General features: G+C 73.1%; 27 protein-coding genes. 12 read left to right on the top strand and 15 right to left on the bottom strand.

Translation table 11 applies throughout. The features are described from left to right. The first annotated feature begins 111 nt into the window (after positions 1–111). The 4 genes from ACRWK8_RS09865 to ACRWK8_RS09880 are packed head-to-tail and all read left to right on the top strand — an operon-like array spanning position 112 to position 3,211. Positions 112–885 carry a LamB/YcsF family protein gene (locus ACRWK8_RS09865; protein ID WP_431869715.1) on the top strand — a complete coding sequence of 258 codons (774 nt, stop codon included), beginning with the start codon at positions 112–114 and terminating at the stop codon, positions 883–885. Between the two features lie 22 nt (positions 886–907). Then, positions 908–1,519, top strand: coding sequence for a 5-oxoprolinase subunit B family protein (locus ACRWK8_RS09870; protein ID WP_431869717.1), 612 nt, complete (start codon positions 908–910; stop codon positions 1,517–1,519). Further along, positions 1,516–2,370 carry a 5-oxoprolinase subunit C family protein gene (locus tag ACRWK8_RS09875; RefSeq protein WP_378742958.1) on the top strand — a complete coding sequence of 285 codons (855 nt, stop codon included), beginning with the start codon at positions 1,516–1,518 and terminating at the stop codon, positions 2,368–2,370. Before ACRWK8_RS09870 ends, ACRWK8_RS09875 begins: the two co-directional genes overlap by 4 nt. A 28-nt stretch (positions 2,371–2,398) precedes the next feature. Then, positions 2,399–3,211: a putative hydro-lyase gene (locus tag ACRWK8_RS09880; protein ID WP_378742960.1), complete on the top strand. Its 813-nt coding sequence runs from the start codon at positions 2,399–2,401 to the stop codon at positions 3,209–3,211. Between the two features lie 9 nt (positions 3,212–3,220). Here ACRWK8_RS09880 and ACRWK8_RS09885 read toward each other — a convergent pair whose 3' ends face one another. Continuing rightward, a complete protein-coding gene (locus ACRWK8_RS09885; RefSeq protein WP_431869719.1) occupies positions 3,221–3,916 on the bottom strand; it encodes an ABC transporter ATP-binding protein in 696 nt (231 codons plus the stop codon). After that, positions 3,913–5,013, bottom strand: a complete 1,101-nt coding sequence (locus ACRWK8_RS09890; RefSeq protein WP_431869721.1) for an ABC transporter permease — start codon at positions 5,011–5,013, stop codon at positions 3,913–3,915. The genes ACRWK8_RS09885 and ACRWK8_RS09890 overlap by 4 nt, the downstream gene beginning before the upstream one ends. Positions 5,014–5,179: 166 nt before the next feature. Between ACRWK8_RS09890 and ACRWK8_RS09895 the strand changes: the two genes are divergently transcribed. Both ACRWK8_RS09895 and ACRWK8_RS09900 read left to right on the top strand, forming a co-directional pair. Beyond that, complete coding sequence (locus ACRWK8_RS09895; RefSeq protein ID WP_431869723.1) at positions 5,180–6,415, top strand: sensor histidine kinase; 1,236 nt, start codon at positions 5,180–5,182, stop codon at positions 6,413–6,415. Beyond that, a complete protein-coding gene (locus ACRWK8_RS09900; protein ID WP_378742968.1) occupies positions 6,412–7,074 on the top strand; it encodes a response regulator in 663 nt (220 codons plus the stop codon). The genes ACRWK8_RS09895 and ACRWK8_RS09900 overlap by 4 nt, the downstream gene beginning before the upstream one ends. A 15-nt stretch (positions 7,075–7,089) precedes the next feature. Here ACRWK8_RS09900 and ACRWK8_RS09905 read toward each other — a convergent pair whose 3' ends face one another. Both ACRWK8_RS09905 and ACRWK8_RS09910 read right to left on the bottom strand, forming a co-directional pair. After that, on the bottom strand, positions 7,090–7,719 hold the full coding sequence (locus ACRWK8_RS09905; protein ID WP_378742970.1) for a hypothetical protein: 630 nt from the start codon (positions 7,717–7,719) through the stop codon (positions 7,090–7,092). A 108-nt stretch (positions 7,720–7,827) separates the two neighbouring features. Next, positions 7,828–8,676 carry a Rossmann-fold NAD(P)-binding domain-containing protein gene (locus ACRWK8_RS09910; RefSeq protein ID WP_431869725.1) on the bottom strand — a complete coding sequence of 283 codons (849 nt, stop codon included), beginning with the start codon at positions 8,674–8,676 and terminating at the stop codon, positions 7,828–7,830. 85 nt (positions 8,677–8,761) lie between these two features. Between ACRWK8_RS09910 and ACRWK8_RS09915 the strand changes: the two genes are divergently transcribed. Continuing rightward, positions 8,762–9,775, top strand: coding sequence for an AraC family transcriptional regulator (locus ACRWK8_RS09915; RefSeq protein WP_431869727.1), 1,014 nt, complete (start codon positions 8,762–8,764; stop codon positions 9,773–9,775). 110 nt (positions 9,776–9,885) lie between these two features. Here the strand turns inward: ACRWK8_RS09915 and ACRWK8_RS09920 are convergent, their stop codons facing one another. The 6 genes from ACRWK8_RS09920 to ACRWK8_RS09945 all read right to left on the bottom strand — a co-directional run bounded on the left by ACRWK8_RS09920 (position 9,886) and on the right by ACRWK8_RS09945 (position 16,990). Continuing rightward, positions 9,886–12,117, bottom strand: a complete 2,232-nt coding sequence (locus ACRWK8_RS09920) for a glycoside hydrolase family 3 C-terminal domain-containing protein (protein ID WP_431869729.1) — start codon at positions 12,115–12,117, stop codon at positions 9,886–9,888. After that, entirely contained in the window at positions 12,114–12,749 is a 636-nt protein-coding gene (locus tag ACRWK8_RS09925) for a TetR/AcrR family transcriptional regulator (protein WP_431869731.1), read from the bottom strand. Before ACRWK8_RS09925 ends, ACRWK8_RS09920 begins: the two co-directional genes overlap by 4 nt. 481 nt (positions 12,750–13,230) lie before the next feature. Next, the gene (locus ACRWK8_RS09930; RefSeq protein WP_378742978.1) at positions 13,231–14,073 is read right to left on the bottom strand and encodes an ABC transporter permease; all 843 of its coding nucleotides are present in this window, start codon (positions 14,071–14,073) and stop codon (positions 13,231–13,233) included. Continuing rightward, on the bottom strand, positions 14,066–14,905 hold the full coding sequence (locus ACRWK8_RS09935) for an ABC transporter ATP-binding protein (protein ID WP_431869733.1): 840 nt from the start codon (positions 14,903–14,905) through the stop codon (positions 14,066–14,068). The genes ACRWK8_RS09930 and ACRWK8_RS09935 overlap by 8 nt, the downstream gene beginning before the upstream one ends. Next, complete coding sequence (locus ACRWK8_RS09940; RefSeq protein WP_431869735.1) at positions 14,902–15,984, bottom strand: ABC transporter substrate-binding protein; 1,083 nt, start codon at positions 15,982–15,984, stop codon at positions 14,902–14,904. The genes ACRWK8_RS09935 and ACRWK8_RS09940 overlap by 4 nt, the downstream gene beginning before the upstream one ends. 94 nt (positions 15,985–16,078) lie before the next feature. Further along, complete coding sequence (locus tag ACRWK8_RS09945; protein ID WP_431869737.1) at positions 16,079–16,990, bottom strand: TauD/TfdA dioxygenase family protein; 912 nt, start codon at positions 16,988–16,990, stop codon at positions 16,079–16,081. A gap of 273 nt (positions 16,991–17,263) precedes the next feature. Here ACRWK8_RS09945 and ACRWK8_RS09950 point away from each other — a divergent pair, with 273 nt between their 5' ends. The 3 genes from ACRWK8_RS09950 (at position 17,264) to ACRWK8_RS09960 (ending at position 20,578) form a co-directional block, all read left to right on the top strand. Beyond that, the gene (locus ACRWK8_RS09950) at positions 17,264–18,049 is read left to right on the top strand and encodes a class I SAM-dependent methyltransferase (RefSeq protein WP_431869739.1); all 786 of its coding nucleotides are present in this window, start codon (positions 17,264–17,266) and stop codon (positions 18,047–18,049) included. Between the two features lie 123 nt (positions 18,050–18,172). Beyond that, on the top strand, positions 18,173–18,658 hold the full coding sequence (locus ACRWK8_RS09955; RefSeq protein ID WP_378742988.1) for a DUF1269 domain-containing protein: 486 nt from the start codon (positions 18,173–18,175) through the stop codon (positions 18,656–18,658). A gap of 123 nt (positions 18,659–18,781) precedes the next feature. Further along, positions 18,782–20,578 carry an alkyl/aryl-sulfatase gene (locus ACRWK8_RS09960; protein WP_431869741.1) on the top strand — a complete coding sequence of 599 codons (1,797 nt, stop codon included), beginning with the start codon at positions 18,782–18,784 and terminating at the stop codon, positions 20,576–20,578. Positions 20,579–20,608: 30 nt separating this feature from the next. Here ACRWK8_RS09960 and ACRWK8_RS09965 read toward each other — a convergent pair whose 3' ends face one another. The 3 genes from ACRWK8_RS09965 to ACRWK8_RS09975 all read right to left on the bottom strand — a co-directional run bounded on the left by ACRWK8_RS09965 (position 20,609) and on the right by ACRWK8_RS09975 (position 22,725). Further along, positions 20,609–21,508 carry a GlxA family transcriptional regulator gene (locus tag ACRWK8_RS09965; protein WP_431869743.1) on the bottom strand — a complete coding sequence of 300 codons (900 nt, stop codon included), beginning with the start codon at positions 21,506–21,508 and terminating at the stop codon, positions 20,609–20,611. 12 nt (positions 21,509–21,520) lie between these two features. After that, the gene (locus ACRWK8_RS09970) at positions 21,521–22,132 is read right to left on the bottom strand and encodes an isochorismatase family protein (RefSeq protein ID WP_378742994.1); all 612 of its coding nucleotides are present in this window, start codon (positions 22,130–22,132) and stop codon (positions 21,521–21,523) included. Positions 22,133–22,275: 143 nt separating this feature from the next. After that, the gene (locus tag ACRWK8_RS09975) at positions 22,276–22,725 is read right to left on the bottom strand and encodes a GNAT family N-acetyltransferase (RefSeq protein ID WP_378742996.1); all 450 of its coding nucleotides are present in this window, start codon (positions 22,723–22,725) and stop codon (positions 22,276–22,278) included. A 109-nt stretch (positions 22,726–22,834) separates the two neighbouring features. On the opposite strand from ACRWK8_RS09975, the gene ACRWK8_RS09980 reads away from it, so the two are divergent. Further along, complete coding sequence (locus ACRWK8_RS09980) at positions 22,835–23,071, top strand: hypothetical protein (RefSeq protein WP_378742998.1); 237 nt, start codon at positions 22,835–22,837, stop codon at positions 23,069–23,071. Position 23,072: 1 nt separating this feature from the next. On the opposite strand, the gene ACRWK8_RS09985 is transcribed toward ACRWK8_RS09980, so the two are convergent. Next, positions 23,073–23,897 carry a TIGR03619 family F420-dependent LLM class oxidoreductase gene (locus ACRWK8_RS09985; protein WP_378743000.1) on the bottom strand — a complete coding sequence of 275 codons (825 nt, stop codon included), beginning with the start codon at positions 23,895–23,897 and terminating at the stop codon, positions 23,073–23,075. A gap of 77 nt (positions 23,898–23,974) precedes the next feature. Then, the gene (locus ACRWK8_RS09990) at positions 23,975–24,970 is read right to left on the bottom strand and encodes an endonuclease/exonuclease/phosphatase family protein (protein WP_431869747.1); all 996 of its coding nucleotides are present in this window, start codon (positions 24,968–24,970) and stop codon (positions 23,975–23,977) included. 239 nt (positions 24,971–25,209) lie between these two features. Here ACRWK8_RS09990 and ACRWK8_RS09995 point away from each other — a divergent pair, with 239 nt between their 5' ends. After that, positions 25,210–26,028, top strand: coding sequence for an aldo/keto reductase (locus tag ACRWK8_RS09995; protein WP_378743004.1), 819 nt, complete (start codon positions 25,210–25,212; stop codon positions 26,026–26,028). Positions 26,029–26,149 lie beyond the last annotated feature (121 nt).

Below are 26,149 nucleotides of genomic sequence, written 5' to 3' on the forward strand. Positions count from 1 at the left end.
AAGGGCCCGGGACGGCGTACACAGTCCCGGGCGGACCACCACCCCCACGGGCGGCGTCACCACCTCGGAGTGGGGGCGCCGTCCGCGGGTACGAGAACTGGGAGGACCCACGTGCGTATCGACCTCAACTCCGACCTCGGTGAGAGCTTCGGCCGCTGGGAGCTCGGTGACGACCAGGCGCTGCTGTCCATCGTGACCAGCGCCAACGTCGCCTGTGGCTTCCACGCCGGAGACCCGTCGGTCCTGCGCCGGACCACGGCCGAGGCGGCCGCGCGCGGGGTCGCCGTCGGCGGACACGTGGCCTACCGGGACCTGGCCGGGTTCGGCCGCCGGTTCGTGGACGTGCCACCCGCCGAGCTCACCGACGAGGTGCTGTACCAGCTCGGCGCGCTGTCGGCCTTCACCGCCCTGAGCGGCGACCGCATCCGCTACGTCAAGCCGCACGGCGCCCTGTACAACGCGATCGTCCACCACGAGGACCAGGCGGCCGCGGTCGTCGAGGCCGTCCGCGCCTTCGACCCGGACCTGCCCGTCCTCGGCCTCCCCGGGTCGAGCTTCCTGCACCGGGCCGAGGAGGCGGGCCTGCGCACCTACCGGGAGGCCTTCGCCGACCGCGCCTACACGCCGCAGGGGACCCTGGTCTCGCGCCGCGAGCCGGGCGCCGTCCTGCACGACCCCGAGGCGATCGCCGCCCGCTGCCTGCGCATCGCCCGGGGCGAACCCGTCGAGGCCGTCGACGGCAGCGAGATCCTCATCCGGGCCGACTCCCTGTGCGTGCACGGCGACAGCCCCGGAGCGGTGGACATCGCCCGCGCCGTGGCCGATCTGCTGCGCGCCGAGGGCGTCACCATCGCGCCCTTCACCGGTACCGACCCGTCCGCCTGACCATCCCGATTTGGAGTCGTCCTTGCGCGTCCTGAAGTGCGCAGACACCGGGGTCCTGGTGGAGGTCAGCGACCTCTCCCAGGTCATCGCCCTGGGTGCGGCCCTGGAGGCCGCCCCGCTGCCCGGCGTCGCCGACGTCGTCCCCGCAGCCCGTACCGTCCTGCTGCGGCTGGAGCCCGGCGCCGACCCGGCGCGGGTCGCCGAGGCCGTCACCGCACTGCCCCTGACCTCCGGCGGCAGCCGCAGCGTGGGGGAGACCGTGACCATCCCGGTCCACTACGACGGGCAGGACCTCGACGACATCGCCGGGCTCACCGGCCTCAGCCCGCGCGAGGTGGTGCGGGCCCACACCGCCGCCACGTGGACCGTCGCGTTCTGCGGCTTCGCCCCCGGCTTCGGCTACATGGTCGGTGACGACCCGCGCCTGAACGTGCCCCGCCGAGGCGAGGCGCGCACCCGGGTCCCGAAGGGCTCCGTGGCGCTGGCCGGGGAGTTCACCGGTGTGTACCCGCGCAGCTCCCCCGGCGGCTGGCAGCTGCTCGGCCGGACCGACGCGGTGGTGTGGGACCTGGAACGCGACCCGCCCGGCCTGCTCCGCCCCGGGGTCCGCGTGCGCTTCGAGGAGGTCTCGTGACCGCGCTGGAGGTCCTGGCCACGGGACCGATGACCACCGTCCAGGACGCCGGGCGCTTCGGGCACGCCGCCCTGGGAGTCGGGCGCTCCGGCGCCGCCGACGCCGCCTCCTACGCCCTCGGCAACCGGCTCCTGGCCAACCCCGAGGGCGCCGCGGCTCTGGAGGTCACCCTCGGCGGCCTGCGGGTCCGCGCCCGGGGAGCCGTCACGGTCGCCGTGACCGGTGCCGAGGCGCCGGTCCGGGTCGACGGGCGCGGTGCGGCGGTCAACACGGTCCTGCACCTGCCGGACGGCGCCGAGCTCACCCTGGGCGTCCCCGCGCGGGGGCTGCGGTCCTACCTGGCCGTACGCGGGGGAGTGGCGGTCGCGCCCGTCCTCGGCTCGCGCAGCACCGACGTGCTCGCCGGGCTGGGCCCCGACGTCCCCGGTGCCGGTGACCTGCTGCCGGTCGGTCCGGCACCCGCCGCCCTGCCCAACACGGACCACGCCCCCGTCCGGGCGGTCGGCGGGGACCTGGTGAACCTGCGGGTCGATCTCGGACCCCGTGAGGACTGGTTCACGGAGAAGGCCGTCACGGCCCTGTTCTCCGGCGAGTACGAGGTGACCTCCCGCAGCGACCGGGTCGGCGCCCGGCTCGCCGGGCCGGTCCTGGAACGCTCCCGCGAGGGTGAGCTCCCCAGTGAGGGCATGGTCGCCGGGTCGCTCCAGGTGCCTCCCGGCGGCGAACCGGTGCTGTTCCTCGCCGACCACCCCGTGACCGGCGGCTACCCGGTGATCGCGGTGGTGCGCTCCACCGAGCTGCCCAAGGCCGCCCAGGCCCGCCCCGGCACCCGGATCCGCTTCGTCCCGTGAACCCGCCCCAGAGAGAGGCCCGGAACCGATGAACCCCGAACCCGACCACAGCACCGACGGGCCGTCCCCGGCCGAGCTCTCACCCGCGCGTGCCAGGGCCCTGTTCCGGCGGGGGCTGCGCGTGCCGACCTCCGGCTACAGCGCCGGGTACGCGCAGGCCAACCTGATCTCGCTCCCGCGTGACCTCGCCTTCGACTTCCTCCTGTTCGCCCAGCGCAACCCCAAGGCCTGCCCGGTCCTCGACGTGACCGAGCCCGGCGAGGTGTCGGCCTCGGTGTTCGACGGCGACCTGCGCACCGACCTGCCCGCCTACCGCGTGTACCGCGACGGCGTGTTCGTCGAGGAGCGCACCGACGTCACCGACCTGTGGCGCGACGACCTGGTGTCCTTCCTCATCGGGTGCAGTTTCACCTTCGAGACCCCGCTCCTGGAGGCGGGGGTGCCGGTCCGGCACATCGAGACCGGGAGCAACGTCGCCATGTACCGGACCAACCGCGCGTGCCGACCCGCCGGGCGCCTCTCGGGTCCGCTCGTGGTGTCCATGCGACCCATCCCGGCCGGGCAGGTCGCGGACGCCGTACGGATCACCTCCCGCTACCCGGCCGTGCACGGGGCGCCGGTCCACGTGGGCGACCCCGCAGCCCTGGGGATCACCGACCTGGACCGGCCGGACTACGGTGACCCCGTGGAGGTCCGGGAGGGCGAGGTGCCCGTGTTCTGGGCCTGCGGCGTCACCCCGCAGGCGGCGGTGACGGCCTCCGCCCCGGAGTTCGCCATCGGACACGCCCCCGGACACATGGCCGTCACCGACGTCCGGGACACCGTCTACCAGGTGCCCTGACCTGGAGGATCAGACCCCGCCCGGACGGTCGGCCGCCAGGACGCGCAGCCGACCGTCCCGCATCTCCAGGACCCGGTCGGCCGCGTCCAGGTACTCGGTGTCGTGCGTGACCAGCAGGGTCGCCACGTCGAAGGTGTTGGTCGCCTCGACCAGCAGCTCCATGATCCGTCCGCCCCGTTCGTGGTCCAGGGCCGCGGTGGGCTCGTCCACCAGCAGGACGCTCGGCCGACCGGCCAGCGCACGGGCGATGTTCACCCGCTGACGCTCACCTCCGGACAACTGGTGCGGGCGCCGGTGCTCCTTGCCGGACAGGCCCACCGCGGCCAGCGTCTCCATCGACCTGACGCGCGCCTCGCGGACCGGGAGCCCGCGCATGTGCTCGGTCACCACGAGCTGTTCCACCGCCGTGAGGGAGCCGATCAGGTTGGGCTGCTGGAAGACGATGCCCACCCGGCCCAGCCGCAGTTCGCTCAGCTCCCGGGGGCGCAGGCCCAGCGTCTCGACCCCGCCGACGGCCACCCGCCCGGAGTCCGGCCTGATCAGCGTGGCGGCCACGGCGAGCAGGCTCGACTTCCCCGATCCGGAGGGGCCCACCACGGCGGCCAGCTCACCGGGGGCCACCCGCACCGACACCCGGTCCAGTGCGGTGACCACGCCGTCGCCGTCGGGATGGGTCAGGGTCACGTCGTTCAGTTCCAGGCTCATCGCACGCCTCCCAGCGCGGTCAGCGGGTCGACGGAAGTGATGCGGCGGACGGCCAGGACCGCGCCGAGCATGCCCAGCACGACCATGGCGGCGATCGGGCCGAGGGTGGTCGCGGCGGTCAGGGAGAACGGCAGGGCCGCACCGGCCAGGGCGCCCGCCGCGATCCCGAGGCCTCCGCCCACGGCGGCGCCGGCGACCAGCACGATCAGGGCCTGGGCCAGGGCGTCCCTGACCAGGTACCCGGTGGAGCCGCCCAGCGCCTTGAGGATCGCGATGTCACCGCCGCGCTGGATGGTCCACACGGTCAGGAACGCACCGACGACCAGCGCGGAGATCCCGTACAGGAAACCCTGCATCGTGACCAGCGAGCCGTTCTCGGAGGAGAAGGAGCCGATCGCGCGCAGGCTGCCGGAGAGGGTGGTGGACACGGTGTCGGCCGACGCGTCCGCCTGCTCCGGGGCGCCCGCCCCCGACCCCGTCCGCGCGGCGATCACGTTGGCGACCGGCGCGTCCGCGCCCTTCGCGTGCCGCACCCGGGGGTCGATCCCCCGCCACACGTCGATATCGGTCCACACCACGGGCACGTGGCTGTGGTGCTCGGTGGGGGCGACCGCCCCCACGACCAGGTCGGTACCGGCGACGGACACGGTGTCGCCCACGTCCACCCCGAACTCCTCCGTGATCTTCTCGCTCACCACCAGGCGGGCGCCGGGCTCCAACCCCTCCGGGGCCAACGGGCCGTCCGCCGACACGCCGAACAGCACGGCGGCGGTCCCGTCCCCGCCGTCCAGCTCGACCCGGCTCTGGGTTATCCCGAGCGGCTCGGCCCACTCCACCCCCTCGGTGCCGGACCAGGCGTCGAGCTGGTCCCGGGTGACGGTGCTGTCCGCGAAGGACTCCTCCGGCGAGCCCTCCCCGGACGTCCCGAAGGCGACGTGGCTGGCGGGCAGGTTCCTGACCGCTGACGTGGACTGGTCGGCCAGACCCGCGGTGAGTCCCGACAACAGGACGATCAGCAGGGTGATCAGGGCGACGACGGAGCCCATCAGCGCGAACCTGCCCCTGGCGAAACGGATGTCCCGAAGGGCGACGAACACGACGGCCCCCTTTCTGGTGGATCGGTTGTTCCGTGGCCCCAGACTCCCGCGCGGCCGGGGGCGTCGGCATCGGGCGAACGGAGCTCCTCCCGGCCCCCGAGGGTGGAGGCGCGACTCCACCGAACGATGGATGCCCTCGCCGTCCCCACCGACGTACGCTGCACTGATGCGGAACAGCGGAGGGTGGGCGCCCGAACTGCCCGGGGTGACGACGGTGCTCAGGGCGCTGCGCCTGCTCCTCCACGCCTGCTTCCTGTTCCTGCTCGGTGTCGGCACCGCGCGGTACGCGCTCACCCACCTCGGTGACACCCGGGCCCAGGGCCTGCACTGGGCGGTGCTGGGCGGGGCCGTGCTGCTCGGGACCGTCTACTGCGCCGGAGCGCTGGCCGCCCGCCACGACCTCCACCGGACCCGTTCGCTCGTGTGGCTCGCGGCCGTCACGCTCCTGTGGTTCGCGCTCGTCTGGGCCGGGCAGGACTTCGTGTGGCTGGCCTTCCCGCTCTACTTCCTCCACCTCCACCTGTTGCGCGGCCTCCACTCGGTGCTGGCGGTCGTCGTCATCACGGCCGCGGTGGTCCTCGGCCAGTCGCTGCACACCGGCGACATGACCGCCGGGATGGTCCTCGGGCCCGTGCTCGGCGCGGTCTTCGCGGTGGCGATCGCGGCCGGATACACGGCGCTGCGACGTGAGGGCGAGCGGCACCGCGAGCTCATCGAGACGCTCACCCGCACGCGCGGCGAGCTCGCCGCCTACCAGCGGCGCACGGGGGTCCTCGACGAACGCGAACGCCTGGCCCGGGAGATCCACGACACCCTCGCCCAGGGGCTGTCCAGCATCGTCCTGCTGCTGCGCTCGGCGGAGAACGCGCTGCCGGGGGACCCCGGGCTCGCCGCCACCCGGGTCACCGAGGCCAGGGAGAGCGCCTCCGCCAACCTCGCCGAGGCGCGCGGGTTCGTACGCGACCTCGCTCCGCCCTCACTCACCGGCGCCAACCTGCCCGAGGCGCTGCGGCGCCTCTGCGAACGGGTGGGCCGCACCGAGGGACTCGACTGCCGGTTCCGCACCGACGGCGTCCCCACCGAGCTGCCCGCGGGCTACGAGGTGGCGCTCCTGCGCGCGGCGCAGTCCAGCCTGGCCAACGTCACCGCGCATGCCGACGCCACCACCGCCGTCGTCACCCTCGGCTACCTGGAGGAGGAGGTCACCCTGGACGTGTACGACGACGGTCGGGGCTTCGCGCCCGCGGGGCTCCGGCCCCGAGAGGACGGAACCGGCTACGGGATCACCGCGCTGAGGCAGCGCCTGGCGGCCCTGGGCGGAGACCTGGAGGTGGAGTCTGCGCCGGGCGAGGGCACCGCGGTCGCCGTCCGGCTGCCCCTGACCCGGAGGGAGACCCCGTGACCGCACCGGACGAGCGGCGCCGTGCCCTGCGCATCCTGCTGGTGGACGACCACCCCGTCGTGCGGCACGGACTCAAGGCGATGTTCGCTGAACGACCCGACATGGACGTGGTGGCCGAGGCCGCCGACGGCGGGGCCGCCCTGGAGGTACTGGCCGGAGACCCCGTGACGGAGGTGGACGTCGTCCTCATGGACCTGCGCATGGGGGCGGGGATGGACGGGGTCACCGCGATTCGGCGCATCACCGAGCTCGACGCCCCGCCCCCGGTCCTCGTGCTCACCACCTACGACACCGACGCCGACATCCTCGCGGCCGTCGAGGCGGGGGCCACCGGCTACATGCTCAAGGACGCCCCGCCGGACCAGCTGTGCGAGGCCGTGCACACGGCGGCGCGCGGGCAGACCGCGCTCGCCCCGGACGTCGCCAACCGCCTCATGGACCGGCTGCGCTCACCGAGCCCCGCGCTGAGCGGGCGCGAGCTGGAGATCCTCGGCCTGCTCGCCCGGGGCCTGTCCAACCGGGCGATCTCCCGGGAACTGTTCATCAGCGAGGCGACGGTCAAGACGCACCTGGTCCACGTGTTCGACAAGCTCGGGGTGGACAACCGCACCGCCGCGATCACGACGGCCCTGCGGCGGGGGATCATCCGGGTCGACTGAGGGAGCGCCGGGCGGTCAGGCCGACCGCGCCGGGGAGGCGGTCGGACGCAGTCCCAGACGGCGCAGTTCCAACGCGGCCAGTCCGGCCACCGCCGCCCGGTCGTTCCCCTCCCAGGCTCCGGCGGGGTCGTCGTGCACCTCCAGAAGCCTCCTGCCGGAGACCGAGGTCAGGGCACGCAGCGCCAGGATCCGGGTCCGGGCCTCCGGGGCCATCCGGTCGAGACGCCTCGTCCCCGTGGCCCGGCGGATCCACCGCGCACGCAGGGGCAGCCAGGTCGTGGCGATGAGGTACAGCGGGATCACCGCCACGAGCAGGGGAAGGGTGACGGCGAGCTGGGCCACGGTCTCCTGGAAGGAGTCCCCCGCCGCGCTGAGTGTGGTCCCCGACTCGCTGAGGTTGACGAAGGGCGTGGCCAGGGCCTCCCCGGCGAAGGGGACCTGCTGGACGTTCTCGGCGGCCGTGCTCATGTGTTCCGTGAACCCCTCCCCGGTGCTGGTCATGAGCTCACCGGGGCGGTTCAGGGAGAGCAGGACCTCGCGCAGGGACACGGCCGCGTAGATCCACAGGACCGCCCAGGTCAGGGCGAACAGGTCCGAGACCAGCTGGAGGACAGCGCGCACCGGGGCGTCGGCGTACAGCTTCACGGGGGACTCCGGGGGGTGAGGAGGGAAGGGGGTCGGGGCCTGGGCCCACGCTTCCCCGTTACCCGTTTCCCTCCGGGCGCACCCGTCCCGGCGCCCGCCCGTGCCCTCCTACCCCCAGGCCCCGGCCCGAGCGGCCCCGGCGACGTACTCCTCGAACCCTCCGGCAGGGCGGCCCAGAGCACGCCGCACCCCGTCCGAGGGCGCGGCGTTGCGGCCGTCCAGGACCTCGGAGAACAGGGCCACCAGGGCGTCGGCGACCTCCTCGGGCAGACCGTCGGCGGTCGCCCCGGCCACGAACTCCTCCGGGGCGACGGCCCGGTGCTCGACCGGGCGTCCGGTGGCCGCGCCCAGGACCGCGCCGACCTCGGTGAAGGTCAGTGCCCTGGGGCCGGTCATCTCGTACAGCTCCCCGGCGTGCCCGTCCTCGGTGAGGGAGCGGACGGCGGCCTCGGCGACGTCGTCCAGGTCCACGAACGGCTCGGGGACGTCCGCCACCGGCATCGTGATCGTTCCGGCCAGGACCGCCGGGACCAGGTAGGACTCGGAGAAGTTCTGCGCGAAGAAGGCGCAGCGCAGCACGGTCAGGCCGGGGAGGACCCGGCGGACCTCCTCCTCCGCGCGCCGGGCCTCCGGCTCACCGCGCCCGGACAACAGGGTCATCCGGCGCACGCCCCGGGCGACGGCGCGCGCGGCGAAGGCGGACACCGTCTCGGCCGCCCCGGGGACGGCCAGGTCGGGGTGGAAGCAGAGGTAGACGGCGTCGGCCCCCTCCAGAGCCCCGTCCCAGGTCTCGGGGGCGTTCCAGTCGAAGGGCGGGGTGCCGGTCTCCGCGTGACCGGCGCGGGAGCCGACCCGGTGGTCGACGCCGCGTGCGGCCAGGAGGGCGCGGACGCGGCGGCCGGTCATGCCGGTGCCGCCGGTGACGAGGACGCGCTGTGTGCTGCGGTTCGTGTTCATGACTCCAGTACAGCGGCAAACGTCTGGACGGGACATGGTTCATCTGCTGGACTGCATAAGAGATCGTCCAGAACTGGGAGAGCCCATGGACCCCCTCGTCCACCTGATCGACGGGCCCCGCGCCCGCTCCGCCTTCACCCTGCGCGTGGTGATGAGCGGGGCCTGGGGCGTGCACATCCGTGACGAGGCGGCGCTCGCGGTGGTGGTGGTCACCGACGGCCGAGTGTGGCTGCGCCGGGAGGGCGCCGAACCCGTGCTGACCGGACCCGGGGACGTGCTGCTCGTGCGGGGGCCCGAGCCCTATGTGGTCTCCGGCGGGCCCGACACCGCTCCGACCACCGTCGTCCACGCGGACCAGCGCTGCGTGGGCCTGGACGGCGAGGAGGTCCGCCTCACCATGAGCCACGGGGTCGGGACCTGGGGCAACGACCCCGAGGGCACGGACCGGATGATCATCGGGGCGTACGCGGACACCGGTGAGATCGGCAGGTTGGCGCTGTCGGCGCTGCCACCGCTGGCGGTCCTGCCGGCGGGATCGGTCGACGCCTCCGTGGTCGCGCTGCTCACCCGGGAGATCACCACCGCGCGGGTGGCCCAGAGCGCGCTCAACGACCGCCTCCTCGACTGCCTGCTGGTCATGGCGGTTCGCAGCTGGCTGGAGGCGCACCCGGACTCCGCGCCGAGCTGGCTCAGCGCACGGCACGACCCGGTGGCCGCCCGTGCCCTGGACCTGGTCCACGAACGCCCCCACCACCCCTGGACCCTGGACTCCCTGGCCAGGGAGTGCGCGGTCTCCCGGGCCACGCTGGCCGCCCGCTTCCAGCGCGCGGTGGGCAGCCCGCCCATGACCTACCTGCGTACCTGGCGTCTCACCCTCGCCTGCGACCTCCTCCTGGCCGAGCCCGGCCTGGGACTGGAGCCACTGGCGGCTCGCGTGGGCTACGGCAGCGCGTTCGCGTCCAGTGCGGCCTTCAAGAAGCACCTGGGTACCAGCCCGTCCGCCTACCGCCGGGCCACGGCCGAGGACCGGCCGGACCCGCGCGCACGGGCGGGGCGGAGGCGCCTCGACGCACCGGTCGAGGCGCCCGTGTACGGGTGACCGCCTCCGTCCGGGCGTTGGTCGGGGACGTCGTGCGGGGTGGGGGTCCCCGCCCCGGCTGGAGGACGGTTGGTTCGGTGCGGGCGGGACCCTCACCAGGGTCCGAAGGTTCAGCCGGTGATCTCCCCCCGGTCGAGGGCCGCCTGTCTCCGGGCCTCGACATCGTCCACCAGCAGGTCCAACATCTCCTCGGTGACGCCCAGACCGAAGGTGCGCAGGGTGAGGATCGGCAGGGACCTCGCCATCTCCAGCATCTCCGGCGGGAGGTCGTCGAGCCCCGGGAACGTCGCGATGATCTCCTCGATGACCGGCCCGCCGACGGGGTGCGAGCGCCACTCGCCCACGGTGCAGTACTTGGTCAGCGGGCGCACGTACCGGTCGCCCTCGGTGGTGATCTCGCCGCGCAGCGCCAGGTCGCGGGAGGACGCCCCGACGGAGACGGTGTAGGTGCCCGCCGCCAGCGACCAGCGCTGGTCCCTGGGGTCCCAGACGGACAGGTCGCGGCGGGTCAGCGGCAGCTCGATCCGGGCGCTCTCTCCGGGTTCCAGCGCCACCTTCGCGAAGCCGCGCAGCTCGTGCCGGGGCCGGGTCGGGTGGTCCTGCTCGACCCCCGTGTACAGCTGGGCGACCTCCCGTCCGGCGCGGTCGCCGGTGTTGGTCACGGTGCACGACACCGTCCACCCGCCGTTCCCGTCCGGGTCCACTTCCAGCCCGGAGTACGCGAAGGTCGTGTAGGTGAGACCGTGCCCGAAGGGGTAGGCGACCGGTACGTCCAGGGTGTCGAAGTGCCGGTAGCCGACGAACACGCCCTCACCGTGGCGGACCACGCCGTGCTCGCCGGGGAAGTTCAGATAGGTGGCGTGGTCGCTCAGCCGGACGGGGATCGTCTCGGTGAGCCTCCCTGAGGGGGACACGGCCCCGGTCAGCACGTCCACGACGGCGGCTCCGCCCGCCTGACCGAGCAGCCAGCCCTCCACCACCGCGTCGGCCCGGTCCTGCCACTCGGACACCGACACGACACCGCCGTTGGAGAGCACGACCACCACGCGGTCGCTGACCTCGCGCACTCTGGCGAGCAGGTCCAGCTGGGGCGCGGGAAGGCTGATCGTGGCGCGGTCGTACCCCTCGGACTCGGCGGCGTCCGGCAGCCCGAGGAGGAGCACCGCCGTGTCCGCCTCGCGCGCCGCCGCCACGGCCTCCTCGACCAGCGCGGGGTCGTCGGTCCCGTCCAGGGTGAATCCCGGGGCGAACCGCACCTCGTCGAGCACGCGCTCGAACTCCTCCAGCGCGGAGTGCACCCGGGTCGGCACCACGTGGGAGGAACCGCCCCCCTGGAACCGGGGCGTCCGGGCGAACTCCCCGATCACCGCGACCGAGCGGTCCGTCGTCAGCGGCAGCACGCCGCCCTCGTTCTTCAGCAGGACCAGGGCCTCCCGCGCGGCCTCCCGCGCCAGGGCGTCGTTGGCCTCGTGCTCCAGCGGGCGCGTGGTGTCGGCGGACACCCGGTCCTGCAACCGCCGCAGCCGCTCCACCACGGTGTCCAGCACGGACTCGTCCAGCTCGCCCCGCCGCACCGCCTCCACCACGACCTCGTCGGTCCCACTCGGCGGCATCTCCAGGTCGAGCCCGGCGCGGAGGGCCGCGACCCGGTCCACGACGGCGCCCCAGTCGGAGACCACCACGCCCTCGAACCCCCACTCACCCCGGAGGAGGTCGGTGAGCAGCCAGGGGTCCTGGCTGGTGTACACCCCGTTGAGCCGGTTGTAGGAGCTCATCACCATGGCGGGCGCGGTGGTGCGGACGACCTCCTCGAAGGCGGACAGGTAGATCTCCCGCAGGGTGCGGTCGTCCACTTCGGCGCTGATCCGGTGCCGGTCGGTCTCCTGGTTGTTGGCGGCGAAGTGCTTCACGCACGCGCCGACCCCCTGCGACTGGATCCCCGTGACCAGGGCGGCGGCGATGCGCGCCGTGACGTGGGGGTCCTCGGAGACGTACTCGAAGTTGCGGCCGCACAACGGCGACCGTTTGATGTTCATGCCCGGCCCCAGGACCACGTCCACGCCCTGCGCGCTGGCCTCTCCGCCGAGCGCCGCACCGACCCTGCGCACGAGGTCGGGGTTCCAGGTCGCGCCCAGGCCGACGGCGGGCGGGAAGCAGGTGGCCGGGACGCTGCCGCCGATGCCGAGGTGGTCGCCCTCCTCGGGTTGGTGCCGCAGCCCGTGCGGGCCGTCCGCGAGGTGGAGGGGGCGCAGCACGCCCTCCACACCGGTGCTGTGCCAGGTGTCGGAGCCGGAGCTGGCGGAGGCCTTGGCGGTGAGGTCGGGGCGTGGTTCCGTGCTCATGTGGGCCTGTCTCCCGTGGGGTCGGTGCTGGCGGGGGTCGGGTCGGGGACGGTGATGCCGAGGCCTTCGAGGAAGGAGGCGACCACGGCCCGCATGTCGACGGAGTCCGGATCGAGGAGCCACTGGACCTGGAGTCCGTCCTGGAGGGCCAGGAACTGCTGGGCGGCGGTCTCCGGCGTGGGGTGCGGACGGTCGCGGAGGAGTCCGGCGAAGGCGGCTGCGAGGTGTGCGCGCAGGACGCGGTACCGGCGGACGAAGTACTCGTGCGCGGGGTGTGTCGGGTCGGTGGCCTCGGCCGACAGGTTGACGTAGAGCGAGACCATCCCGGGCGTGCCCGTGTTGCGCTCCACGATCCGCACGATGTTGTCGATGAGTTCCCGGTGGCTCAGGGCCTCGCTGAGGACCAGGGGAGCGTCGATCTCGTCGCGCCTGCTCAGGACGTGTATGAGCATGGCTTCCTTGTTGGGGAAGTGGTGCAGCGCCCCCGCGTGCGTGATCCCGGCGTGCGCCGCGATGTCGCGCAGTGACACCGCCCGGTATCCGGACCGCGAGAACAGTTCCGAGGCGGAGTCGATGATGCGCCGCCGTGTGCGCTCGCCCTTGCTCGGCCGGGGGTGGTCTGCGTCCGCCACGGGACGGTCTCCTCGCGGTTGGTCGCGCCACGGGTCCGCCGTGGCGACGTGGGCCTGGGTCGCTCCGAGACTACGGTTCCGTTCCCTCGTTCCTCCCGTACGCGACCGCCGCGCCGCGCGTCGGACAGGCAAAAATCTACCATCTGGTTAATTTGTGAGGCAAGGCACATGAGTGTCCGTCGACGCGCTCGCGTTCGCCCGCGCGTCGGCCTCCTTGGGTGCCCCGCTCCCGGAGAGGCGGGGGAGTGGGCGACGAGGGCCCGGGCTGGGAGGGGCGGGAGGGACGACACCCTGGCGCGAGGGGCAGTGGGCGACGAGGGCCCGGGCGGGGGCGAGGGGCGTCGATGTCCTGGATGGTGGGCCGAGCGCATCGGGCCCCTCCCTGGGGTCGTGGAACCGGGGTGGATTCCAGGACACCAGGAAGGGGCCGTGCTCGCCACCCCCGGTTCTCCGCCTGTGGACAACCGGGAGCGACCGGGTCTCATCCGGGCGTCGTCCGCCACCGGGACCACCGGCGCTCCAGGGCGACCAGCGCGCCGTTGAGCGTCACCCCCAGCAACGCGATGGACAGGATGCCCGCGTACATGTCGTGGATCTGGAAGTTGAGCTGTGAGGAGTTGATCAGGTAACCCAAACCCGACTGCGCGCCCACCATCTCGGCGGCCACCAGCACCAGGATCGACGCCGCCCCGGCCATCCGGATCCCGGTGAAGACCGACGGCACCGCGGCGGGCAGGACCACCTTCCGGAACAGGGCGAGCGGGCCGAAGCCGAGCGACACCGCCGCCTTGACCAGCAGCGGGTCCACCGTCCGCACCCCGGTCACCGTGCTGAGCAGGATCGGGAACGTGCAGGCGAACACGACCAGCGCCACCTTGGACGCCTCACCGATCCCCAGGATCAGCACGAACACCGGGAGCAGGGCCAGCGCGGCCGTGTTGCGGAACAGTTCCAGGAGCGGCAGCAGGAGGTCGGACACCGGCCGGTACCAGGCGATCAACAGGCCCAGCGGCACCGCGACCGCCACAGCGACGACGAACCCGGCCAGCGCGCGGGACAGGCTCGCGGAGACGTGCGCCCACAGCTGGCCGCCGACGGCCAGGTCGGCGGTGGCCACGAGGACCTCCGAGAGCGGGGGCAGGAACACCCGGTCGACCAGGCCCACACGCGGCGCGGTCTCCCAGAGGAGGAGGAACGCGAGGATCGCGGCCGAACGCCTGAACCACAGCCAGCCGACCGCCAACAGAGGACGCGCGGTCCCGTGCGCGGTCGGGTCGTCGGTGGGAACCGTGGGAGCGGGGGTGCGGGTGAGGGTGTCAGCCACGGTCGGCCTCCGACGGGACGGGTGCGAACTCGGACCTCGGGGCCAGCGCCACCTCGTCGTGGAGCTCCTGCCAGACCCGGTTCCGGTACCGGGCGAAGGCCGGGTCCGAACGCGGGTCCCGGCTGGCGTCCCGGTCCAGGTCGACGTCGATCACGCTCTTGATCCGCCCCGGCCGTGACGTCATCACGGCCACCCGCTGCCCCAGGTAGACGGCCTCGTCTATCCCGTGCGTGATGAACAGGACGGTCTTGCCGGTGCGCAGCCAGATGGCCCGGAGCTCGTCCTGGAGTGACTCGCGGGTCTGGGCGTCCAGCGCCGCGAACGGCTCGTCCATCAGCAGCACCTCGGGGTCGAACGCGAGGCTGCGGGCGATCGCCACCCGCTGTCGCATTCCGCCGGAGAGTTCGTGCGGGTAGCGGTCCGCGAACCCCTCGAGGCCCACCAGCGCCAGGTACTCGCGGGCGCGAGCGCCCCGTAGACGCCGGGGCAGCCCCTTGGCCTCCAGACCGAACGCCACGTTGTCCAGGGCCGTGCGCCAGGGCAGCAGCGCGTACTGCTGGAACACCAGGCCCCGGTCGAGCCCCGGCCCCTCCACGGGGCGGCCGTCGAGCAGGATGCGCCCGCCGGTCGGCCTCGCGAGCCCGCCCAACAGGTCCAGCAGGGTGGACTTGCCGCAGCCGCTGGGACCGACCAGGGTGAGGAACTCGCCCGCCCCGACGTCCAGGGTGACGTCGTCGAGAGCGGTCAGGGGTGGTCCCGGCCGCCCTCGGGAATCGCGCACGGGGAAGGTCTGCCGGACCCCGTCCAGCCGCAGCCTGGGGTGCTCGCTCATGCGTCCTCGCTCTCGGTGGGACCGCCCACGGGCTGCCCGTCGGGGCCCGACCCCTCGGGGAAGGTGCCGTTGTGGAACGGGTTGAACTCGTTGGTGTAGAGATCCGAGGCCTCGACCGAACCCCCGGGCAGCTCTCCGTTGCGGTCCAGCCACTCCAGCCAGATCGCGAACTCCTCCTGCGCGACGACCCCGCCGGTCCCGGCCACACCGCTGCTCCTCCAGTACCGGATGACCTCGGAGGTCTCGTTGCGGCCGCGCCCCTCGACGATGGCCGCGAACCGGTCCACCACCTCCTCGCGCGGCGTGACCTGTGACCAGCGGATGGCCCGGGCGACCCCGCTGACCAGGGAGAGGGTCGCGTCGGGGTGCTCCTCGACGAACTCGTCACGCAGGACCAGGGACCCGTAGCTGAAGGTCCCGTACAGGGCCTCGTCGGTGAAGAGGGGGCGGATGCCGCCGCGCTCCACAGCGGTCTCGCGCAGGATGCCCCCGAGCGTGGCGGCGTGCACCTGGCCCGCGCGCAGGGACTGCTCGGTGTTGGCGGGCGGAACGACGGTGAGCTCCACCCGGGCGATCTCGTCCGGGCCCAGTCCCTCCCGTGCCAGCCACTCGCGGACCACGAACTCGTGGTGGGCGCCCAGAGTGTTCATCGCGACCTTCCGGCCGACGAGGTCCCTGGCCCCCGTGATCTCGCTGTCCTCCAGCACGTAGTAGCCGTTGAACGACTCCTCGTCGGATCCGTAGTAGGAGATGACCGAGGTGATCGGGGACCCGGCGGCGACCAGTTTGGCGATCGCCCCGTTGAAGGCGCCGCCGATGTCGGTGTCGCCGGTGGCCACGGCCTGGATGTCCTGGGGGCCGCTGGTGGTGTCACCGATCCACTCCAGTTCGATGCCGTCCAGGTAGCCGAGGTCCGCGGCCAACTCGGGGAAGACCACCGAACCGGCGGTCCCCTGGTAACGCACGAGGGTCGCGTCCGGGTCTCCGGCGGAACGCTCCGAGGTGCCGCAGGCGGCCGCGAGGGGCAGGACGGCCCCCGCCGAGGCGGTGTAGCGCAGGATGTCGCGTCGTGAGTGCATGTGTGGGCTCCGGAGGACGGCGGGTCGCGTGTGCCGCGACCCGCCGTCGTCGAGGGGGTGTGCTGCGGTGGGGCGGGCCCGCCAGGGCCCGGGGTCAGATCGCCGGGGTGTACTCGCTGGAGTCGCCCACCAGGGAACGGCTGGGGGTGCCGTCGACGCCCTTCGGGACGTCGCCGCCCACGGTGATCCGGTGCAGGCGGCGCGCCTGGTCGTCGTAGTCGGCCACCGCGTAGTGCTGGGTGGCGCGGTTGTCCCACACCGCCACGTCGCCCTCGCGCCAGCTCCACCGCACGGTGTTCTCCGGGCGGGTGACCCGCTGTTGGAGGAGGTCGAAGAGGGCGGTGAAGTCCCGGCTGCTCAGCCCGGAGAAGTGCTGGGCGAAGTGGCCGAGGAAGAGCGCCCGCTCGCCGGTCTCCGGGTGGACGCGCACCACGGGGTGCTCGGTCCGGTAGAGCGTGGAGACGAACTGCTCGCGGTACTTCCTCAGCTCGCCGCTCACCTCGGTCCTGGGGGTGGAGGCCGCGTAGTCGTAGTCGTTGGTGTGGACCGCGCGCAGGCCGTCCGCGAGCGCCCTCAGGGGTGCGGGGAGGTCCTGGTAGGCCGTGACGGTGTTGGCCCAGGTGGTGTCACCGCCGTACGGGGGCAGGTGGATCGCGCGCAGCACGCTGGCCTGCGGGGGGCGGTCGACGAAGGTGACGTCGGTGTGCCAGCTGTTGGCCTTGCCGCGCTCGGAGTCGATCGGCAGGACGTGGTGCTCCTGCCCGAACACGCCGCCGGTGGTGGGGTGCGGGGTGGTGAGCGGGCCGAGCAGCGAGGCGAACCCGGCCTGCGTCTCGTCGGTCAGGTGGTGCTGGTCGCGGAAGAAGATCACCTTGTGCGCGAGCAGGGTCTCGCGGATCCGCGCGACGGTGGCCTCGTCGAGGCCGGGACCGATCTCCACGCCGGAGATCTCGGCCCCGATCCGTCCGGCGACGCGGCGGACGGTCAGGTCCGTGGTGGTGGTCACGTTGGTGCTCCGTTCTGGCAGCGGGTGCGCGGCGGTCACCTCACGCGTTCGGTCGCGGTCCGTTCGCGGCGGGTGACTTGAAGGTAGGGCCGACGCGCGAACAAAGTCAACTAAATCAGTAGGAAAACCATGAATGGCCAGATGGGGAGGTCACGGAGGTGGATCCGGGGTTCAGACACCGTTCACACCGGTCACCGAACCGTCACACCGGTCACCGTGTCGGACGCTCCGCTACGGTCGTCACACCCCCACACCCCAAGGAGAGGGACACCGATGAGCGACGACCGGACCCAGGCCTTCAGCGGGCTCTCCGGGAACTACCAGGCCTTCCGCCCCGACTACCCGGCGCCGATCCTCGATCTCCTGGCCGACCACCTCAAGGCCGGAGCCACCGACGCCTGGCCCAGCCCCTGGCTCCTGCTCGACGTCGGCGCGGGGACCGGCATCTCCACCCGCGCCCTACGCGCCCTCCTCGGCCCGGAGCCCCGGGTGGTCGGCGTGGAGCCCGGCCGCGACATGATCCTGACCGCCGAGGCGGAGGGTGGCGGGGTCGAGTACGTGCGGGCCGCCGCCGAGGACGTCCCCTTCCCGGACGCCTCCGCCGTACTCGTCCTGGCCGCCCAGGCCGTGCACTGGTTCGACCGCCCCGCCTTCTTCGCGGAGTCCGCCCGGCTGCTCGCTCCCGGCGGCACCCTCGCGGTGCTCAACAACAACCGCGACCTCACCGGCAGCGCGTTCGTGGACGACCACGAGGGTCTGCTGGAGCGGTACAGCCCCGGGTACGACCGGCACTACCGCCAGTACGACCTGGTGCGGGAGCTGTCCGAGGTCCGGGGGCTCACCGGGGCGACCGAACACTCGCACCGCTGGACACGGGTGCTCACCACCGACGAGTACCTGGGGATGGCGCTGTCCTCCAGCAGGATGGCCGCCGTCGTCGGCGAGCTCGGCGAGGAGCGCACCCGCGCCGAGATCACGGCCGTGGCCGAGCGCCACTTCCCCGACGGCCGGGTCGAGATGCCCTACACGACGCAGCTGGTGGTGGCCCGCCGCGTGTGAACCGGGGTTTTGCGGGATCGCTCCCTCCCGCTGGCCTTGGCCAGAGACGCCCCGGGGAACGCTCCCGCAGATCGGGCCCGCCGACGGCGGGCCGGGCGACGACGACGGGGGGAACCAGCACCCATGGCGCAGCTGATCGTACTCGGGGTGGCCGACCGCGACACCGCCGAGAAGGCGCTCGACATCGCCTCGGACCTGAACAAGCAGGAGCTCCTCCAGCTGGAGGACGCCGCCTACGCCTACAAGGACGGCAAGGGCCGTCCCCGCATCCACCAGACCGTCAACCTCACCGGCTACGGCGCGGCGGGCGGTGCCCTGTGGGGCACGCTCATCGGCCTGCTCTTCCTCAACCCGCTCCTCGGCCTGGCGGTCGGCGCGGGCGCCGGTGCCATCGCGGGCAGGCTCAGCGACGTCGGGATCGACGACGACATGATCAGGGACATCGGGGCCGAGCTCCAGCAGGACCGGGCCGCCGTCTTCCTGCTCGCCACGGACGCCACCATCGACCGCGTCGTCGACGCCTTCCGACAGCTGGACCCCACGGTCATCCAGACCAACCTGTCCAAGGACAACGAGCGGGAGCTCGTCGAAGCCCTCCAGAGCCAGTAGGTACCAGGTCGGCCGGGCCCGGAGCCCCGAGCCCTCTCACACCGCCGGTGCGGGTCGCCCGCACCGGCGGCCGCACGGGTGCACCCGCCCGGACGAACCCCGTCCGTACGACGAGGAGCAGCGATGACCGGTCACGGACCCGAGCACTCCGACGACTTCGCCAACGCCGAGCGCGGCCTGGTCGCCCGGCTCGAACCCGGCCAGATCAGGGACGCGAACGGCCGCGTGGTGTGGGACGCCGATGCCTACGGCTTCCTCGACGCGGAGTGCCCGGACACCGCCAACCCGAGCCTGTGGCGCCAGTCCCAGCTGTGCGCCAAGCAGGGACTGTTCGAGGTCACCGAAGGGATCTACCAGGTCAGGGGCCTGGACCTGTCCAACATGACCCTTGTGGAGGGAGACCAGGGCGTCCTGGTCATCGACCCCCTGATCTCCGCCGAACCGGCGCGCGCCGGTCTGGAGCTGTACCGGGAGCACCGGGGGAACCGGCCGGTCAGCGGGGTCGTCTACTCGCACTCGCACGTGGACCACTTCGGCGGGGTCGGCGGGGTCACCGACGGCACCGTGCCCATCCTCGCCCCGGCCGGGTTCCTGGAGAACGCGGTGGCGGAGAACGTGCACGCCGGGCCCGCCATGGCCCGTCGCAGCCTCTACCACACCGGTTCCCACCTGGAGATCGGACCACGGGGACAGATCGGGGTGGGGCTCGGTCAGACCCGGTCGGTCGGCACGGTCACCCTCATCGCGCCCAACCGGGAGATCACCCGCACCGGCCAGGAGGAGGTGGTGGACGGGGTGCGGATCGTCTTCCAGATGACGCCCGGGACCGAGGCGCCCACGGAGATGAACTTCTACTTCCCCGACCACCGTGCCCTGTGCATGGCGGAGAACGTCACTCACAACCTGCACAACATCCTCACCCTGCGCGGAGCCCCCGTGCGGGACGCCCGGGTGTGGTCGCGCTACCTGGACGAGTCGGTGGAGCTCTTCGCGCACGAGTCGGACGTCCTGTTCGCCTCCCACCACTGGCCGACCTGGGGCACCGAGAAGCTGGTGGACCTCCTGTGCCAGCAGCGGGACCTCTACGCCTACCTGCACGACCAGACGCTGCGCCTGATGAACCGGGGGTACGTCGGCGCGGAGATCGCGGAGCACCTGCGGATGCCGCCCGGCCTGGAACGGGAGTGGCACACCCGGGGCTACTACGGGTCGGTCAGCCACAACGTGAAGGCGATCTACCAGCGCTACATGGGCTGGTTCGACGGTAACCCCGCCCATCTGTGGGAACACCCGCCGGAGGAGGCGGCGCGGCGCTACGTGGACTGCATGGGCGGTGTGGACGAGGTGGTGCTCCGGGCGGACGAGTACCGGGACCGGGGCGACCTGAGGTTCGCCGCCACGCTGCTCAACCACGCGGTGTTCGCGGACCCGGAACACGGCCGGGCGCGGGCAGCCCTGGCCGGGGTGTACGAGCGGCTGGGGTTCGGCTCGGAGAACGGCACCTGGCGCAACTTCTACCTCCAGGGCGCGGCCGAGCTGCGGCGGGGCAAACCGGAACTCCCGTCGAACCTGGGCACGGGGATGGCGGCCGCGCTGTCGGTGGACCAGCTCTTCGAGTCGGTGGCGATCCGGGTCAACGGCCCCAGGGCGTGGGACGAGCAGTTCGTGATCGACTGGGTGTTCACGGACCTCGACACCACGTTCCGGACCACGCTCTCCAACGGAGCGCTCACCACCAGGGAGAAGCCGCGCCGGGGGGAGCCGGGCCTCACCGTGACCCTGAACAAGTTCCGCCTGCTGCGGTTGCTCGCGGGGAAGGGGACCGAGGGCATGGCCTTCGCGGGGGACGGGGAGCTGCTGGACCGGCTGCTCGCCCTGCTGGACCGGCCCGACCCGTCCTTCGACATCGTGACTCCCTGACCGCGCCCCCGCCGCGGTGCCGGGAAACGGTCAGTTCCGGGAGCGTAGACGGCGGAGCATACGGGCGTCCTGGAACCCGACGGCCCGGGCGGCGGCCTCCGCCGTCGCTCCCGCGTCCAGCAGGAGTTCGGCCCGTTCCAACCGCAGGCGCTGCTGGTACCTCAGCGGGGTCAGCCCGGTGGCCGCGCCGAACGCCCGGGTGAGGGTGCGTTGGCTGACCCCGAGTGAGGTGGCCAGCGCGGACAGGGGAAGTGGTTCGGCGAACCTGGCTTCGATGGTGTCCTGCGCCCGGTGCACGAGGTCCACGGGGTGGTTCCGGAACCGCAGCACCACGCTGGCCTGGGGTTCGTCCCCGTTACGGCGGGCGTAGACCACCATCTCCCGGGCCACGGCGGCCGCCACGGACGGCCCGTGCCAACGGGTGACCATGTGCAGGGCGAGATCGATGCCGCTGGCGATCCCGGCCGAGGTCACCACCCGGTCGTCGGACACGTACAGCACGTCCGGGACGACGCGGGCGCGCGGGTGGCGCCGGGCGAGCCCTTCCTGGAGGGAGTGGTGCGTGGTGCACCGGCGCCCGTCCAGCAGACCGGCCTCCGCGAGCACGAAGGCTCCCGAACAGACGCTCGCCACCGTGCCGCCGCGGGCGTGGTGGGAGGTCAGCGCCTCGATCTGCTCGGGTGTGGCGCGCGGCGGGGGACCGGAGGTCCGCCATCCGGGGACGAGCACCAGGTCGTCCGGCCCGAGCGCCGGCCAGACGACCTCGGCCCGCAACCCGACCCCCTGGGCGGTGGGGACGTCGGGTCGCGCGGCGACGTGGTGGAGCGCCACCGGGCGGTCCGGCCCGGCCAACGTGGAGAACACCTGCGCCGGACCGGCCAGGTCCAGCAGGTGCAGCCCGGGCAGCAGGAGGAAGACGATCGTACGCACGATCCGGTCAGCCTAGCCGAGGCCGTCGGCCAGGATCTCCTCCACCGTGCGCACCCGGGCGAAGCGGTCGGCCAGCGCGTACACGGTGCGGGTGACGATGTCGTGGGGGAGCAGGGTCGCGGGGTCGTCGAGGACCTCCCGCAGCGAACGTCCGGGAGCGGACCCCGGGGCCGCGATGGGCTCCGTGGCGGTGGCGTCCACCGCGAAGGTCATGGTGAACCCCAGCTCCGACCCCATGCGGGTGGTGGTCTCACAGCACTGCTCGGTGCGCACGCCGCAGACGGTGAGCTCCCGTACGCCCCACGCGGTGAGCAGGTCCTCCAGGTCGGTGCCGGTGAAGGCGCTGTGCGCGGTCTTGGTCAGCAGGGTCTCGCCGCTCGCCGGGGCCAGCCCGGGCATCGGCTCCACCAGACCGCGCTCGGGATCGAACACGGTGCCGGTCCCGGGCTCGGTGTGCAGGACCCACACGACCCGGTCGCCCCGGCCCCGGAAGTGGTCGACCAGTCGGCCGATCCGCGAGGCGACCTCGGGATCGGAGGAGGCGCTCCAGCTCTCACGCTGGAGGAAGGACCGTTGAGCGTCGACGACCAGCAGCGCGGCGCCGGTGGCGGTGTGCGTGTTCATACCCGAACCCTCGCAGCCGCGCGGGCACGGGACCAGACACGATCCCGCGCGACACCGGACTGATCCGGTCACCGTGCCCTTCGGGCGGGGTCCTGTGCGACCCCGCCACCCTTGGAACGGTCACGGTGGTACCCGGACCCGGTTCAGACCAGTCTCTTCTTGAAGCCGATGTGGCTGGGCTCGTACCCCAGCCGCTGGTAGAAGCGGTGGGCGTCCTGACGTTTGGCGTCCGAGGTCAGCTGCAACATCACGCAACCGCGCCCCTGGGCCTCGCGTTCGGCCCACTCCAGCAGGGTGGAGCCCAGACCGCCGCCGCGTTCGTCGGCGTGCACCCGGACCGCCTCGATCTGGGCGCGGGTGGCCCCCTGCCGGGAGAGCCCCGGGACCACGGTGAGCTGGAGCGTGCCGACGACCCGGCCGTTGCGGCGGGCGACCGCCAGGTACTGGTGCGGGTCGGCGTCGATGACCTCGAAGGCCTCGGTGTAGCGGGACAGGTCGTCGGGCGTCTCCCGGCGGGCGCCCAGGGGGTCGTCAGCCAACAGGGCGACGATCGCCTCCACGTCGGTCTTCAGCGCGCGTTCGATGGTGATCATGCGCCCAACCTAGCGACCCCCCTCTGAGCGGCCCGGAGGCTTGAACCGGTTCCCCCCGGTTGGGCGTGGACTCTCCCGATCCGGAACATGGGTCAATTACTGTTGACCCATGGACACCGAACACCTCAGCGCCCTGGCCCGCGCCATGGACGGCGGCGACCCCCTGGAAGGACTGGACGCCGTGGTGCGGCTGAGGGGCGAGGCCGAGCGCGTCGAAGCGGTCCTCGTGCGGCGCGCGAGGAACGAGGGCGCCACCTGGGCCCGGATCGCGGAGTCGCTCGGGGTGTCCAAGCAGGCCATCCACAAGAAGTACGGCGGCCGGGGCCTGCTGCGCGACCAGAAGTAGGTCAGCGCAGCGCGGCCACGAACCGCACCATGCGCTCCTCGAAGCCCTCCGCCTCCCCGAACCACACGGCGACGGAGTCCGCGCCCGCCACGGCCAGCTCACGGAACCGCGCCACCGCCCGAGCGAACTCCTCCTCGCCCCCGGTCCACGCCATCCGCACCCCGGTGCCCACCGGGCGACGGGTGAGCTCGCCCAGCCGAGCGCGGGCGGCGCGGAAGACCTCCGGGTCCGGGTCCACGCCCTGCCACTCGTCGGCCCACGCGGCCGCGCGGCGGAGCGCGGGTTCCGAGCCCCCGCCGACCATCACGCGCACCCGGCGGCGCGGTCGCGGCGCGAACACCCCGTGTTCGTACTCGTGGAAACGGCCGTGGAAGGCCCCCTCCCCCTCGAACAGGTGCCGCAGCAGCGCCAGCGCCTCGTCCGCGCGGGCGCCCCGGGTGGCGAAGTCCGACCCCACCGCCGCGAACTCCTCGCGGGACCAGCCCACGCCCACTCCGAGCGTGAACCGGCCCCCCGACACCTCGTCCAGGGTCGCCACCTGTTTGGCCAGTACGAAGGGGTCGCGCATCGGCAGCACCAGGACGGACGTGCCCAGCCGGACCCGTTCCGTGCGGGCCGCCAGGTACGCGAGGGTGACCAGGGGTTCGTACACGCCCCCGAACGTGGCGCCGTAGGGCGCGGGCGGGAGGAGGTGGTCCGGCAACCACACGGTGTGGGCACCCAGTTCCTCGGCGCGCACGCCCAGGTCGACGACGGTCCTCGCGGGGGTTCGGGGCGATTCGTTGGGCAGGACCACCTGGAGGCGGGGTCGGGTCGGCTCGCTCATGCGGCGACCGTATCCCGCCCGGTCCTCCCGAGTCCGGCGCTTCGGGAACCGCCTTCCAGGACGATCGTGTCCCGCTCTCAGACCGTCCCGTGGGGAAGGGTCAGTCCGGCCACCAGCGCGCGGTGCGGGGTCCCCGGAACGTCCAGGATCTCCAGCTCGTCCACGGACACCCGGTCATCCACCAGCACGTGGTCGATCGCGGCCTTGGGCAGGGGAGCGCCCACCGGCCAGGTGCCGGTCAGACCCTGGCCCAGGTGGGCGGCGGCGTCGACGTACCCGCGATCGAGGACGCCCCGCGTCTCGGCGTGGTCGAGGGTGGCGTTGAAGTCGCCCGCCAGGACGCGCAGGGTGTCGTCCGAGGTGGCCGGCAGCCCGCGCAGCCCGTCCTGCCAGGCCGCCATCGTGGAGGGACGGCGCGGGGGCATCGGGTGCACGGACACGACCTCCACGGGCCGGGAGGCGCCCGGGACGCTCAGACCGGCGCGTGGCATGGCCAGGGAACCGATGTCGTGCCCCACGTCCCCGAGGTCCGTCAGGGGGTGCACCGAGTGCACCGTACCTCCGGCCGCGGCGGGGGCGGAGTGGTCCACCGTGTACGGCAGCAGGTCACCCAGCCCGGCCGCGTCCAGCCCCTCGGCCAGCTCCGGCGTCACCTCCTGGAGGGCCAGGAGCTCGACCCCGTGCTCGCGGACCAGGTGGACGACGGTGTCCGGTCGCGTGTGCCCGAAGTGCACGTTGAGCGTGAGCAACCGCAGGTTCGGTCCCTCCTGGGCCGTGGAGCCGCCGTCGAGGGCCCTCGGCAGGATCGCCGTCGCCAGCAGGACCCCGGCCAGGGCGAGGGCCGCCGCCGACCACCAGCGGCGCAGCAGGGCGGCGCCCAGCAGGGCGACGGGCGCCGCGCAGAGCACCAGTGGGGCGTAGGCGAGCAGGGGGACGAGGGGGAAGCCGCGCTCCAGTCCCAGGGTGCGCACCAGCGCGTAGACGAGGAATCCGACCGCGACGAGGGCGACCAGGAGGGTCACCGCGCGGTGAGGGCCGGGACCCGTCGGACGGGGACGGGGTTGGGCGTGCATGGGGGATTCGGCTCCGCTCGCCGGGGACGGGTGACGCGGGGTGTGACGGCGCCGGGGCTCCGGTGGTTCCCGGGCCCTGCGACAGGCACGCCGACACGTGCGGTCCCGATTGGCCGCCGCGCGGCGCGCGGGTCTACCCTCGGGGTCGCGCGGGCGGCCGGACCAGGCCCCACCTGCGCGGGGTCCGCTCGTGGCGCCGCCCCGAGCCGCGACCCGCACCCACCGTCGAAAGGCATCCCTTGCAGTACGTCACGCTGAACAACGGCCTCACCATGCCGCAGCTCGGATTCGGGGTCTGGCAGGTTCCCGACGACGAGGCCCACCGGTCCGTCTCGACCGCCATCGAGGCCGGGTACCGCAGCATCGACACCGCCCGGATCTACGACAACGAGAAGGGCACCGGCCGCGCCATCGCCGAATCCGGTGTGGCCCGCGAGGACATCTTCCTCACCACGAAGCTGTGGAACGACGACCAGGGCCACGACAACGCCCTGCGGGCCTTCGACGCCAGCCTGGAGCGCCTGGGCACCGACTACGTCGACCTGTACCTGATCCACTGGCCCACCCCGGCGCGCGACACCTACGTCGAGACGTGGAAGGCGCTGGAGCGTATCCACGGCGAGGGCCGCGCCAAGGCGATCGGCGTGTCCAACTTCACGGCCGCGACCCTGGAACGTCTCGTGGGCGAGGCCGACGTGGTGCCCGTGATCAACCAGATCGAGCTGCACCCCTACTTCTCCCAGTCCGGGATGCGCGCGGCCAACGCGGCCCACGGCCTGCTGACCGAGGCCTGGAGCCCCCTGGGGCAGGGGAAGGGGCTCCTGGAGGACCCCGTCCTGGTCGAGCTCGGTGCCCGCCACGGCAAGTCCGCCGCGCAGGTCGTCCTGCGCTGGCACCTCCAGCTCGGCAACGTCGTCATCCCCAAGTCCGTGACCCCGGCGCGCATCCGTGAGAACTTCGACGTGTTCGACTTCGAGCTGACCGCCGAGGACATGGACCGGATCGGCTCGCTCGACCGCGACGGCCGGATCGGCCCGGACCCCGCCGGGGTCAACTAGGTCCACTGACGGGGTCACCGGGTCCACGGGCCAGCCCCGGACCGGCCGTGTTCCTGGTCACGGTCACCGTCGCCGGGCCCGTCGAGCCCCGCTCGGCGGGCCCTGGACATCCCATCTCCCC

The organism is Nocardiopsis eucommiae, from assembly GCF_965344335.1.
GTDB lineage: Bacteria > Actinomycetota > Actinomycetes > Streptosporangiales > Streptosporangiaceae > Nocardiopsis > Nocardiopsis eucommiae.

What these genes read in the sequence shown, in the direction of transcription:
- ACRWK8_RS09880 (WP_378742960.1), top strand. Translation starts at nt 2,399, where the DNA reads ATGAACCCCGAACCCGACCACAGCACCGACGGGCCGTCCCCGGCCGAG.
- ACRWK8_RS09885 (WP_431869719.1), bottom strand. Translation starts at nt 3,916, where the DNA reads ATGAGCCTGGAACTGAACGACGTGACCCTGACCCATCCCGACGGCGAC.
- ACRWK8_RS09895 (WP_431869723.1), top strand. Translation starts at nt 5,180, where the DNA reads ATGCGGAACAGCGGAGGGTGGGCGCCCGAACTGCCCGGGGTGACGACG.
- ACRWK8_RS09910 (WP_431869725.1), bottom strand. Translation starts at nt 8,676, where the DNA reads ATGAACACGAACCGCAGCACACAGCGCGTCCTCGTCACCGGCGGCACC.
- ACRWK8_RS09915 (WP_431869727.1), top strand. Translation starts at nt 8,762, where the DNA reads ATGGACCCCCTCGTCCACCTGATCGACGGGCCCCGCGCCCGCTCCGCC.
- ACRWK8_RS09920 (WP_431869729.1), bottom strand. Translation starts at nt 12,117, where the DNA reads ATGAGCACGGAACCACGCCCCGACCTCACCGCCAAGGCCTCCGCCAGC.
- ACRWK8_RS09935 (WP_431869733.1), bottom strand. Translation starts at nt 14,905, where the DNA reads ATGAGCGAGCACCCCAGGCTGCGGCTGGACGGGGTCCGGCAGACCTTC.
- ACRWK8_RS09940 (WP_431869735.1), bottom strand. Translation starts at nt 15,984, where the DNA reads ATGCACTCACGACGCGACATCCTGCGCTACACCGCCTCGGCGGGGGCC.
- ACRWK8_RS09950 (WP_431869739.1), top strand. Translation starts at nt 17,264, where the DNA reads ATGAGCGACGACCGGACCCAGGCCTTCAGCGGGCTCTCCGGGAACTAC.
- ACRWK8_RS09955 (WP_378742988.1), top strand. Translation starts at nt 18,173, where the DNA reads ATGGCGCAGCTGATCGTACTCGGGGTGGCCGACCGCGACACCGCCGAG.
- ACRWK8_RS09960 (WP_431869741.1), top strand. Translation starts at nt 18,782, where the DNA reads ATGACCGGTCACGGACCCGAGCACTCCGACGACTTCGCCAACGCCGAG.
- ACRWK8_RS09970 (WP_378742994.1), bottom strand. Translation starts at nt 22,132, where the DNA reads ATGAACACGCACACCGCCACCGGCGCCGCGCTGCTGGTCGTCGACGCT.
- ACRWK8_RS09975 (WP_378742996.1), bottom strand. Translation starts at nt 22,725, where the DNA reads ATGATCACCATCGAACGCGCGCTGAAGACCGACGTGGAGGCGATCGTC.
- ACRWK8_RS09980 (WP_378742998.1), top strand. Translation starts at nt 22,835, where the DNA reads ATGGACACCGAACACCTCAGCGCCCTGGCCCGCGCCATGGACGGCGGC.
- ACRWK8_RS09985 (WP_378743000.1), bottom strand. Translation starts at nt 23,897, where the DNA reads ATGAGCGAGCCGACCCGACCCCGCCTCCAGGTGGTCCTGCCCAACGAA.
- ACRWK8_RS09990 (WP_431869747.1), bottom strand. Translation starts at nt 24,970, where the DNA reads ATGCACGCCCAACCCCGTCCCCGTCCGACGGGTCCCGGCCCTCACCGC.